The following is a 12,185-nucleotide window of genomic DNA, read 5'->3' as shown; positions in this document are numbered from 1 at the left end:
GATCATTCAAGCGGTGTCTTGCGGGCCGGGCGGTACGGCCGTGCGGGGAGCCGGTCGCGGTAGCCGTACATCGGTCGAACGGTCCATTGCGCGCCCATGGTTGGTGGCGGTCGACGCACCGTGGCCGCCGGGCGTCGTTCCTCCTACCATGGAGGTCGCCGTCGGGGGAGGGTGGACGTGACGCGTAACACACCGCAGTCGTCCGGGCGTCGGCTGGAGGACTCGATCGCGTGGTCGGTCAGGAACGCGGACGGTGTCGTCGCCATCGGTGCCGCCCTGGTGATCGGAGTGCTGGAGGTCCTCGGCCCCAACTTCAATGACAACGTCGTCTCCGGCGCCACCCTGCTGGTCCTGGCCACGCTGGTCTTCGGGTCGCTGACCGAGCGCCGGCGCCGGCTGGCCGACATCCGCAGCGCGACCGAGGGGACCAACCGGGCGATCGAGGACCTCGCCATGGTGCGCACCCTGGCCGGGGCCGAGGTCGGTCTGGCGCACGAGACGGCCCGCCGGAGCACCGCGCGCTGGGTGTACAAGGGCGGCACCGGCACCTATCTGCGCGCAGTCACCCTGCCGGAGTGCGTGATCGAGGCGCAGCGGGGGCGCCGGTCCCTCAGCATGAAGATCGACATCGTGAACCCCGCCGACGACCGGGTGTGCGCCGCCTACGCGAGGTTCCGGCGCACCTTCGGCCACCGTCCCGACGGCGCGGACTTCGGCGAGTGGACCACCGAGCGCACCCGCAAGGAGGCGTACGCCACCGTCCTCGCCGCCGTCTGGCACCGGCAGCGCCTGGACACCCTGGAGGTCGACGTGCACCTCTCCGCGGTGGCGCCGACCCTGCGCTTCGACCTGTCCGACGCCGGTCTGATCATCACCCAGGACGATCCGCGCCGCGTCAGCCTCTACGTGGAGCGCGGACGGCCGCTCTACGACTACTACGTCACCGAGTTGCACCAGAGCCGCGAACAGGCGGTCAAGCTCGACCTGCGGGAGTCCACCCCGCTGAGCGACGAGCCGACCGTCGACGAGGCCCGACGCCTCTTCGAGCGGCTCGGCCTGGCGCTGCCGACGAGCTTCACCGACCGGGACGTCGGCGACATCATCGACAAGGCGCTGCGCGCGGAGGACCCCTACCGCAGATGAGCGCCCCGGTTGTGCGAGGGGGACGAGGATGGACTACCCGGCCCTGGAACGGGCCGCCCGGCGGGGGGCCGCCGCCGAGCTGGTGCGACACGCCGCATCGGAACTGGAACAGGTCGTCTCGGGCCACCACGCCCTGCGCGCGGTGCGCCACCCCCTGGGTTTCGTCTGTCTGCCCGTCCTGCGTGAGGGCCCCCGCGGAGTCTGTGTGCACGCGTTCGGCCCCGCGGACACGGCACTGACGCGCCATCAGGTCCACTGCCACAGCTGGGACCTGACAAGTACGGTGCTCTACGGGCGGATCGGCAACCGGCGGATGCGGATCGGCGACGAGACCGAGCGACCCACCCACCGTGTCTTCGAGGTGCACAGCGACCCCTCCGGGGTGGACGAACTGCGGCCCACCGAACGGCTGGTGCGTTGCCTGCCCGGCACCGAACAGACCAGCGCACGAGGCCAGACCTACACCCTTCCGGCGGGCGAGTTCCACACCACCGTGGTGCCGGACGGCCGTCCGGCCGCCACCCTGGTGCTGGGGCTGACGCTGCCCGGCCGGGTGGACCTCTCCCTGGGCCCGTTACGGGCCCAGGGCCACCGTGTGGTCCGCAGGATGTGCGACGAGGCCCAGACCGCCCGCATCGCTCGGGCCGTAGTCAGGAGGATCCATGCACCCGAACCAGAACCCGGGCCATCTGCCTGACTCATCGGCCGTCTTCGCCCCCGAGTGCAGTACGGCGGTGGCCGCCGCCGAGGCGGCCGGAGCGTTCCTGCGGTCCCGCCTGCCGCAAGGCTGCGCCGTCCGGCCCAAGGGCGAACGGGGCGACGTCGTCACCGACTTGGACGTGCTGGCCGAACGGCTCGTGATGGACCGGATCCGGGAGCGCTTCCCGCACGACCGGATCCTCGCCGAGGAGTCGGGCGAGCTGAGCGGCGACGACAACGGCCGTACCTGGCTGGTGGATCCGCTCGACGGCAGCAACAACGTGGCGATCGGGCTGCCCGTCTGCGCGGTGGGCATCGCCCTGTGCGTCGACGAGGCGCCGGCCGTGGGCGTCGTCCACGAGCCGGTGAACGGCCGAACCTGGTCGGCCCTGAGGGGTGGCGGCGCGTACGGGCCGCACGGACGCCTCGCCGGGAGCGACCACGCCCGTCCGCTGTCGCCGGCGGGACCGCTGCTGGCCTGGACCCAGGGGTACGCCGTGCCCCGCGACGACCCGGGGGTACGCGCGCTCCGGCACACCCTGGAGGCCCGCTCCCGGCGGCTGCTCCAGCTGTTCGCGCCACTGGTGAGCTGGGCCATGCTGGCCCGCGGCGACATCGACGGGTTCGTGGGATACCGGGCGGAGGCGATCGACCTGCCGGCCGGTGTGCTGTTGGCCCGCGAGGCGGGAGTGGCCGTACGGCATCTGGACCGCCGGGAGTTCGGCAGCGGCTTCTCGGGGCCCGACACCGAGCGCTCCTTCGTGGCGGCGCGTCCGCGGGCGCTGCCGCACCTCCTGGACTGGGTGGCGGAGTGCGGCCCCAACCGGCCTGCTTAGGGGCCCTTTCACCAGGCCCGCCACGCGACCTCATCGGGCGCTCATAGTGAAAAAACCCCTTGGGGCCCTCCCGCGGTTTCCCTACCCGGTCAGCGTCAGCGCGGCCACCGACGCCGTCACCGCGGCGACGGCCAGCACCGCGCCCGTCCCCATCAGACGGGCCACCGGCACCCGTACGCCGTACGCGAGGCACCGCTCGTACCACAGCAGCGTCGCCAGGGAGGCCCACGGCGTCACCACCGGGCCCACGTTGGTGCCGATGAGGAGCGCGAGGAGCTGATCGTGGTTGCCGAGCGGGACGGCCGCCTCTCCGGCGAGGTAGACGGGGAGGTTGTTCAGAACGTTCGACAGCCCTCCGCCGACCGCCGCCGCGCGGAACAGGCCCCCCAGGCCGCCGTCGTCGCCGACGGCGGAGGCGAGCAGGTCGTGCAGACCGTTGGCGTTGACCGTCTCCACCACCAGGAACATCCCGGGCACCATCACCAGCAGCCGCCAGGGCACCAGCGAAAACCGCAGCACTGACCTGCGGCGCACCGCGAACGCCGCCACGGCGACGGCCGCGGCCGTCGCGGAGGCGATCCACAGCTCGACGTCGGCGACCAGGATCGCGAGCAGGAAGCCGGCGCAGGCGAGACCGCAGGCCCGGAACAGCACGGGGTCGGCGGGCCGGTGCACCTCGGGCCGCACATAGCGGTCGGCGCCCCGGTCACGCAGGTCGTCGGCCCGAGCCGCCCCCGGCCCACCGGACGGAACCCCGACCCGCCCGGCCACACCCGTCCCGGCCACGGGCTCGGGCGCATTCCCACCGGTCGTCTCGGGCATCTCCACCGCACCACGACGTCCGCGTCGCCAGAAGAACCCCCACAGGCAGGCCATCGTCACCACGACGGCCGCGAGCTGCGGCAGCCACATCCGGCCCGCCAGCCCCAGCGGGGACAGCGCGACGCGGTCCGCGGCCAGCAGGTTCGTCAGGTTCGAGACCGGCAGCAGCAGGCTCGCCGTGTTGGCCAGCCACACCGTGGTCATCGCCAACGGCACGGCCGCGATGCCGACCCGGGAGGCAAGCGCCAGCATCACAGGCGTCAGCAGTACGGCGGTGGTGTCGAGGTTCAGGGCGATGGTGGTGACGGAGGCGAAGGCCACGCACAGCAGGAACAGGGCCGCGTAACTGCCCCGCCCGGCCCGCGCGACACGCGCCGCCACCACGTCGAACACCTCGGCCCTGCTGGTGAGTTCGGCCAGCACGATCACCGTGCCCAGGAACGCGAGGAGCGGGGCGATCCGGGTCATGGCGTCGGCCGCCGATCCGGTGGGCAGCAACCCCGAGGCCACGCACACCAGTCCGGTCGCCAGCAGCCCGATCGCCACCCGGTCCAGCACATGCAGACGCAGTAGGAGACGCACGGGTGGAAGCGTCGCACATCCGTGCCCCGCTGTGACCGGGGTCCGCGGAGAGTGGCTGGAGAAACCGTCCGTGTCGCCGCCTTTCCGGTGCATCATGGACAGATGGTGGCTCGTCAGATCACCCCGGGGGACACCGGGCCATTGGACTTCTTCGTCAGCTACTCACCCGCCGACGAACGCTGGGCGTCCTGGATCGCCTGGACCCTGGAGGAGGCCGGCTACCGCACGGTCCTCCAGGCATGGGACTTCGTGCCGGGTACCAACTTCGTGGACTTCATGGACCGCGGGGTCAGCGAGTCCGCCGCGGTGATCGCCGTTCTCTCCCGCAACTACGAGCGCTCCCGCTACGGCCGCATGGAGTGGCAGGCCGCGTTGCGCTCCGACCCCGACGCCCCCGAGCGCCGACTGCTCACCGTACGCGTCGAGGACATCCCGGTGGAGGGCCTGCTCGCCACCATCACCTACGTCGACCTCGTCCCGGTCACCGACCCGTCGGCCGCCCGCGAACTGCTGCTCACCCGGGTGCGCCAGGCCCTCGACGGCCGCGCCCGGCCCAGCCTGCGCCCCGGTTACCCCGGCGGCGACGGCCCCCCGCGACCGGCCGGCGCCGCGCTCGCCGCGGGGTCCCCCGCGGCGCCCACCGCACCACCCCCGCCCGGCAGACCCCTCGGCCGCCCCGGCTGGGCCGGACGCCGCAGACCCGCGGCGGCGCCGGTGTACCCGAGGGTCTCCCCGGACGCCGGCGTGCGGGACGCGGTCACCGTGCTGCACCTGGCCGGGCCCGTCTTCGGACGCGGCCAGGACCCCGCCGAACTACAGGCGGCGATCTGGGGCGACCTGGTCGAACTCGCCGACGCCGGCGCCCCCGCGCCCGACCTGCTGGTCGTCACCGGCGACCTGACCGCCTCCGGCAGCCCCCGCGAGTTCGAACGGGCGCTGGCCTTCCTCACCGGCCTGCGGGCCCTGCTCGGCCTCGAACCGCACCGGGTCGCCCTCGTCCCCGGCGGCCGGGACGTCAACCAGGCCGCCTGCCGGGCCTACTTCAGCACCTGCGAGGCCGACGAGCTGCCGCCCCGGCCGCCGTACTGGCCCAAGTGGCGGCACTACGCCCGGCTCTTCCAGGAGCTCTACCAGGGCCTCGACGTCGTCTTCGACAGCGACCAGCCCTGGACCCTTTTCCCCATGCCCGAACTCCACACCGTGGTCGCCGGGTTGAACTCCTCCATGGCCTACAGTCACCGCCTCGACGACCAGTACGGCATGGTCGGACCCGAACAGGCCGCCTGGTTCGCCCAGGCACTGCGCCCCTACGAGGAGGAGGGATGGCTGCGGCTCGGAGCCCTGCGCCACCCGCCCGGCGCCGCCCGCGCGAGCGGCCCGGCACGCGGCGGGGTCCCCGACGCCGCCGGGCCGCTGCGCGACACCGACGTGCTCACCCGGCTGACCGCGCCCCGGCTGCACCTGCTGCTGCACGGACCGGCGGGCCCGGGCGGCCACCCCGTACTGACCACCTCGTCCGGCGAGGTGCAGGTGCTCGGCGCCGCCGGACCCGGCCGGCACCGTCTGCTGCGCATCGCCCGCGAGGGCCTCGCCGACTGGGACGGCCCCGGCGAACCCCGGCGACGCCCCGTCGGGTGGCGGCGCGCCGACCTCGCCTTCCGGCCGGACCCACAGGATCCGGCGGCCCGCACCACGACTGGTTCCCCGGACCGGGCCCACCCGGACGACCGTCGCACGGCGGAACCCGAGCCGCGTGCCGTGCAGACCCCGGCCGAGGCCCTGCTCGCCCGGGTCACGGAGGTCCTGCGCACCCGCCACGAGGGCGCCCAGATCCGCCCGGTGGCCGGCCCGGTCCCGCAACTGCTGGTCACCTGGACACAGGCGGACTTCGTCCGGCAGCAGCGGGTGGCCGTGCACACCGGCACCCCGGCCGCGCAGGACGTCGAACGCTTCGCGGCCCTCGTGCACGCCGCGGACTCCGAGACCGAGGCCGAACTCGTCCACGACGGCCCGCCACCCGCCCGTGACGTGCGCGACCTGGGCCGCCGCAGGGGCATCCGGGTCCGCAGCTTCACCGAGTTCCAGGGCCTGCTCGACCTGCGGGGATACGTCGCCGCGCAGAGCGAACGGCTGCGCACCGACCCCCGCTACCCACCGGGCATGTACCTGCCCCAGCGGTACCGGGAGGTGGAACGCCTCGGTGCCGAGGAGCAGGACGGACTGGTCGACGGCATGCTCCGGCTGCTCGACTCCGACCAGGGACGCTTCCTGCTGCTGCTCGGCGACTTCGGGCACGGCAAGACCTTCGCCCTGCGCGAGCTGGCCCGCCGCATCCCCACCGAACTCCCGCACGTGGTGCCGCTGCTGGTGGAGCTGCACGCGCTGGACCGGGCCTACTCCTTCGAGGGCCTGGTCGCCGCCCACCTGGCCGCCCACGGCGTCGACAACATCGACCTGCGCGCCTTCCGTTACATGCTCCAGCAGGGCCGGATCGTGCTCCTCTTCGACGGGTTCGACGAACTCGTCAACCAGGTCACCTACGACCGCGCCGCCGAACGCCTCCAGGTGCTGCTGGACTCCGCCGTGGACAGCGCCAAGATCGTCGTCAGCTGTCGCACCCAGCACTTCCGGTCCCAGGGCCAGGTGCTGACCGCGCTCGGCGAACGCGTCGGGCTGCTCCCGCACCGCCGGGTGCTGGCGGTCCAGGAGTTCACGCCCCAGCAGATCCGCTCCTACCTGGTCAACCGCTACGACGGCGACGAACGCGCCGCCGAACGCCGGGTGCACCTGCTCGACGCCATCCCCGATCTGCACGCCCTGTGCCGCAACCCCCGGCTGCTCGGCTTCGTCGCCGACCTCGACGACGAACAGCTGCGCGCGGTCGCCGGGGCGGGCCGCGCGCTCAGCCCGGCCGGGCTCTACCAGGAGGTGCTCACCGCCTGGCTGCGCTTCGAGGAGGAGCGCGGCGCCGCCGGACGTGCCCCGGGACTCGGCCTGGACCAGCTGTGGACCGCGGTCACCGCGCTCGCCCTGCGGCTGTGGGAGAGCGGACAGGACTCCCTGCGACTGGACGAACTCACCGACGTGGCCGAGACGTTGACCGGGCTCGCGGACAGCCGGCTGTCGGTGCCGCAGACCGCGCACGCCGTCGGCTCCGGCACCCTGCTCGTCCGTACGGAGGACGGACTGTTCCGGTTCATCCACGGCTCGGTGGTGGAGTGGCTGATCGCCCGGGAGTGCGCGGTGCGGCTGGCCGCCGGCGACACCGCGCTCCTGGGCCGACGCCAACTCAGCCGGCTGGCGGTGGAGTTCCTGTGCGACCTCGCCGACCACCGCGCCTGCCAGCAATGGGCCGAACGGGTACTGAGCACGGGGGACTCCGGCGGCGAGGAGATCGCCCGGGCCAACGCCGTGAAGATCCTCTCCCGGCTGCGCGTACCCGCCCACACCGACCTGCGGGGCGCCGCCCTGGCGGGCGAGGACCTGTCGTACCGCGACTTCTCCGGCGTCGACCTCACCCGCGCCGACCTCACCGACGCCCGGCTGGTCGGCGCCAACCTCTCCGGTGCCGTGCTGCGGCAGGCCCGGCTGACCGGCGCGCGGCTCGATGGCGCCGACCTCACGGGGGCCGACCTGCGCGGCGCCGACCTGCGGCGGGCCCGGCTGATCGGCACCGACCTCACCGGCGCACGCGTCGAGGGCGGCCGGTGGCGGCGGGCGGCGCTCGTCCGCGCGACCACCGGATCCACGCTGCCCGCCACCCCCGAACTGGCCGCGGCCGCGATCGCCCCGGGCATGGCCGTCGACTCCGGTTTCCGGCCCTCCGCCGTCGGTGTGCCGTACGGCTTCGACATGCGCACCAGCCGGCTGCCCGAGCCGATCTCCTACAGCCCGGACGGCGAACTCCTCGCCGTCGGCAGCGAGGACGGCGGCGTGCTGGTCTGCGACGCCGTGACCGGTGTCCCGCTGCGCACACTGGAGGGCCACACCGGCCGCGTCTACGCGGTCAAGTTCCGCGATCGGGTGCTGGCCACCGGCAGCGCGGACGGGACCGTACGACTGTGGGACCCGGTCTCCGGACAGTGCCGGTACCGCCTGCCGATCCACCCGTCCGGAGTCTGGCCCGTCGTCCTCGACGCGGGCGGAACCCTGCTGGCGACCGGTGACGCCGACGGTGTGGTCACCCTCTGGGACGCCGCCTCGGGCACCCCGCTGCACCGGCTGCACGGCCACTCCGCGCCCGTCTACACGGTGGCGTTCGGTCCGGACGGCGCCACTCTGGTCACCGGCGACGCCTCCGCCGCCGTACGGCTGTGGGAACTCGCCACCGGGCGGCTCCTCGGCGAACTGCCTGGGCACCGGGGCGCGGTGTTCCGGGCCCGGTTCAGCCCGGACGGCACCCTGCTCGCCACCGGCGACATGGGCGACGGGCGGTCCGGCACGGTCCGGGTGTGGGACGTCGCCGAGCGGCGGGTCCGGCACGAGCTCACCGGCCACGCCGGCCGCGTCTACACGTTGGACTTCCACCCCGGCGGCCGTTTCCTGGTGAGCGGCGACACCGAGGGCGAGGTGCGGCTGTGGGACCTCGCCGCAGGCGGCTCGGCCGGGCTGCTCGGCGGCTGCCGCGGCGCCGTGTACCAGGTGCTGTTCGACCCCGAGGGGACCCTGCTCGCCGCCGGGGACAGCGCCGGCGTGGTCCGGCTGTGGCGCGTCGACCCGGCGGCCGACCCGGTCCCCGGCGGCCCGCCCGTGGCCGTGCCGCTCAGCCGACAGCCCTCGGAGCACCGCGGCTCGGTCTGGGTCTGCAAGTTCCGCCGGCACGGCGACACGCCCGCACCGGACACCGGCTCACTGCTGGTGACCGGCGGCAACGACGGAGTCGTACGGCTCTGGGACCCGGCGACCGGCCAGGGCAGGCGCATCCTGCGCGGCCACGGCCGCCGCATCGGCACCCTCTCCTTCAGCGCCGACGGTTCGCTGCTCGCGGCCGGCGGCAACGACGGCGTCGTCCGGCTGTGGCACTCCGCCTCCGGGCGCAGACTGCGCGAACTGACCGGCCAGAGCGACCGCCTGGTCTCCGCCGTGTTCAGCCCGGCGGGCGGCACGCAGCTGGCCACCGCGAGCAGCGACGGCGACCTGTACCTGTGGAACGCCGCCACCGGCGAGTACCAGCGGGAGATGGACGTCGAGACGGAACACGTCTGGGCCGAGGCCTTCAGCGCCGACGGCGAACTGCTGGCCACCGCCAACGACGACGACACCGTACGGCTGTGGTACCGGGCCACCGGAGCGCACGTCGTCACCATCGACGAGCACTTCGGCCGGGTCCGTTCGATCGCCTTCCGGGGCGACGGCGCGGTCCTCGCGACCGGCTGCGACGACCGCAGGGTGCGGATCTGGGACACCGCCGACCAGCGGATCACCGCCGTCCTCGACGGCCACACCGACCGCGTGTACGCCGTGGCCTTCGCGGCCGACGGCTCCTGGCTGGCCAGCGCCTCCTGGGACGGACAGGCGGTGATCTGGAAGGACGGCGCGGTGGCGCACCGCCTGACCGGCCACACCGGCAGGCTCTGGACGGCCGCCGCGCATCCCCTGCGGCCCTTGCTGGCGACGGCGGGCGACGACCGTACGGTCCGTCTGTGGGACGCCCGCACCGGCCGCGAGACCGCCGCCCTGACCGGCCACACCGGCCGGGTCCTCGCGGTCGCCTTCAGCCCCGACGGCTCCCTCCTCGCCAGCGGCGGCGAGGACGGCACGGTACGGCTGTGGAACGTCCCCACCGACGTCCCCGCCGACGATCCGGGCCACACCCCGGCCGCCCTGCGCGCCACCCTGGTCGGCATGCCGGGCGGCTGGGCCGCGCTGTCACCGTCCGGGGGCTACAAGTGCGAGGGTGACATCACCGGCGAGTTCTGGCACGCGATCGGCATGTGCCGCTTCGAACCCGGCGAACTCGACGGGAACCTGCCGGGGGTGCGGCACGTGCCACTGGAGGATCCGCTGGAGTGAGACGGGGCGGGGCGGGCGTCGGAGTGCGGCCGTCTCACGCGTCCCGGGCGAGAGTCCAGACGTCCGTGTCCCACGCCAGGTGCCGGAGCAGTTCGTCCTCCGTGGGCGGGGGAGTGGCCACCGCCGGGCCCGCGGGGGAGTCGGCGCGGCGTGAGATCTGTCCGCTGACGGCGATGTTGTGCTCGACCCGGGAGCGGCGGAGCGACTCGTAGGCGGTCAGCGCCTTGTCGATGTTCGGGGCGTCGCGCAGGGCCTTCGCGAGGACGACCGCGTCCTCCAGGGCCATCGAAGCGCCCTGTCCCGTCGCCGGTGAGGCCGCGTGCGCGGCGTCGCCGATGATCAGAGTGCGTGCGGTGCGCCAGGAGGCACCCGGCGGCATCTCGGTGGCGTGGGTGACCATGATGCTGTCGGTGGTGGCCGCGACGATGCCGGCGGCCGGGGTGGCGTCCCGGCGCAGCAGAGGGAGGAGCAGCTCGCGCCACCGGTCCGGTGTGTCGTCCGCGAGGTCCCCGGGCGGCAGCGGCTCGCCGGTGACACGGGCGAACCAGTACGTCTCCCCGGTGGGACTCACCGCGTACCCGAAGGCGGCCGCGCTGCCCCGGATCAGGGTGATGCGCCCGGTCCCCTCCGTCACCGGTGCCTCGGTGGTGTATCCGTAGAAGACCCGCTCCCCGGCGTACGCGGGCCGCGTGTCAGGGGCGAACGAGTGGCGCACGGCGGAGTTCAGGCCGTCGGCGCCGACGAGGAGGTCGCCGGTCGCGGTGCCGCCGTCGGTGAAGTGGGCGGTGACGGCGTCCGGGCCCGCCTCGACGGAGACGAGCCGGGCGCCGTGCCGGACGTCGACGCCCCTGCGTACGGCCTCCGCCTGCAGGGCGGCGTTCAACTCGCCCCGGCGCAGGCACCGGTACCGCAGCAGGGGGTCGTCGGCCCCGGCGAGGGGCCGGTTCGCCAACTCGGCGCCGGTACCGTCGAGGACGCTCAGCGCGGTCAGCTCGAACCCGGTCGCGGTGACCGCGGCGGACGCGTCGATCTGCGCCAGGGCCCGCATGCCGTTGCTCGCCAGCGTGAGGAACGCGCCGATGTCCTCGGCGGCGGTGGGATGCGCCTCGTGCACGGTGACCTCGAACCCGGCCTTCCGCAGGGCCAGTCCGGCCGCCGTGCCGGCCGTGCCACCTCCGATGACGAGAATGCGCGCCACGCCTCCAACTCCCCTCGCGTGTCGGACGACTCCGGTGGCCGTGTCATGAATCCAACGCCCGGGGGACGGCCGGGGTTCCGCGGGACGAGGCGATGGCCGGCTCCCGGATCAGGACCGTCGCCCCTGGTACGTGCCCGGCGTCTCTCCGAACGTCCGGCGGAAGACGTCGATGAACGCGCTGGCGGAGCTCCAGCCGCAGCGGTGGGCCACGGTGGTGACCGGGGTGTCCTCGGCGAGCAGGACCAGGGCGTGGTGCAGCCGCAGTTGGGTGCGCCACTGCGGGAAGGTCATGCCGAGGTCGGCCCGGAAGAGCCGGGACACCGTCCGTTCACCGGCACCGACCTGCCGGGCCAGTGCGGCCAGCGTGCGGTCGTCGGCCGGGTCGGCGCGCAGGAGGTCGCAGAGGTCACGCAGACGTGGGGAGGTGGGGGTGGGCAGGTGCAGCGGCTGCTGGGGCGAGGCCCGCAGTTGGTCGAGGAGGACGGCGCGCAACCGGGCGCGCTCCGGGCTCTCGTCGAGCGGCGCCCGCGTGTAGGCGAGGAGGAGTTCGCGCAGCAGAGGGGCGACGGCCAGGACGGTCGGCTGCCCGAGCCCGAGCGGGTTGTCGTCCGCGGGCAGACCCACCAGGTGCAACTCCAGCTCCCCATGGGCCTGGTGGGCGTGGACCGTACCGGCCGGGACCCAGATGGCCCGCGTGGCCGGGGCGACCCAGGAACCCCTGCTGGTCGTCACGGTCAGCACACCCCGCCCGGCGTACACGATCTGGTGGTCGTCGTGCCGGTGGGCGTCGATCTCCGCGCCCGTCGCCATCTTCTGGGTCCGGGTCGGCGCGACCGGCTGGTGGCGGATCTGCGTCATTGGTTGGCAGTTTATTGGAAGTACGACACCGGCGC

General features: G+C 74.0%; 7 protein-coding genes. 4 read left to right on the top strand and 3 right to left on the bottom strand.

Annotated elements, in window-relative coordinates; translation table 11 throughout:
- Positions 1-177: 177 nt before the first annotated feature.
- Genes IG99_RS31830 through IG99_RS31820 form a run of 3 tightly spaced genes read left to right on the top strand, consistent with a single transcriptional unit; the run spans position 178 to position 2,678 of the window.
- Complete coding sequence (locus IG99_RS31830; RefSeq protein WP_324606150.1) at positions 178-1,143, top strand: hypothetical protein; 966 nt, start codon at positions 178-180, stop codon at positions 1,141-1,143.
- A 28-nt stretch (positions 1,144-1,171) separates the two neighbouring features.
- Positions 1,172-1,840 carry a hypothetical protein gene (locus IG99_RS31825; protein ID WP_037680090.1) on the top strand — a complete coding sequence of 223 codons (669 nt, stop codon included), beginning with the start codon at positions 1,172-1,174 and terminating at the stop codon, positions 1,838-1,840.
- Positions 1,806-2,678 carry an inositol monophosphatase family protein gene (locus IG99_RS31820; protein ID WP_051866136.1) on the top strand — a complete coding sequence of 291 codons (873 nt, stop codon included), beginning with the start codon at positions 1,806-1,808 and terminating at the stop codon, positions 2,676-2,678. Before IG99_RS31825 ends, IG99_RS31820 begins: the two co-directional genes overlap by 35 nt.
- Positions 2,679-2,759: 81 nt before the next feature.
- Here IG99_RS31820 and IG99_RS31815 read toward each other — a convergent pair whose 3' ends face one another.
- Positions 2,760-4,082, bottom strand: coding sequence for an ArsB/NhaD family transporter (locus IG99_RS31815; protein ID WP_063768359.1), 1,323 nt, complete (start codon positions 4,080-4,082; stop codon positions 2,760-2,762).
- Positions 4,083-4,184: 102 nt separating this feature from the next.
- On the opposite strand from IG99_RS31815, the gene IG99_RS31810 reads away from it, so the two are divergent.
- A complete protein-coding gene (locus IG99_RS31810) occupies positions 4,185-10,094 on the top strand; it encodes a WD40 domain-containing protein (RefSeq protein ID WP_051866134.1) in 5,910 nt (1,969 codons plus the stop codon).
- Positions 10,095-10,128: 34 nt separating this feature from the next.
- On the opposite strand, the gene IG99_RS31805 is transcribed toward IG99_RS31810, so the two are convergent.
- Complete coding sequence (locus tag IG99_RS31805) at positions 10,129-11,292, bottom strand: FAD-dependent monooxygenase (RefSeq protein ID WP_037680089.1); 1,164 nt, start codon at positions 11,290-11,292, stop codon at positions 10,129-10,131.
- 108 nt (positions 11,293-11,400) lie between these two features.
- The gene (locus IG99_RS31800; RefSeq protein WP_037680088.1) at positions 11,401-12,150 is read right to left on the bottom strand and encodes an AraC family transcriptional regulator; all 750 of its coding nucleotides are present in this window, start codon (positions 12,148-12,150) and stop codon (positions 11,401-11,403) included.
- Positions 12,151-12,185 lie beyond the last annotated feature (35 nt).

Source organism: Streptomyces griseus subsp. griseus (assembly GCF_000720255.1).
Lineage (GTDB): Bacteria > Actinomycetota > Actinomycetes > Streptomycetales > Streptomycetaceae > Streptomyces > Streptomyces griseus_I.
Note: the sequence above shows the minus strand (reverse complement) of the source record. Positions and strands in the feature narration are given on the sequence as shown.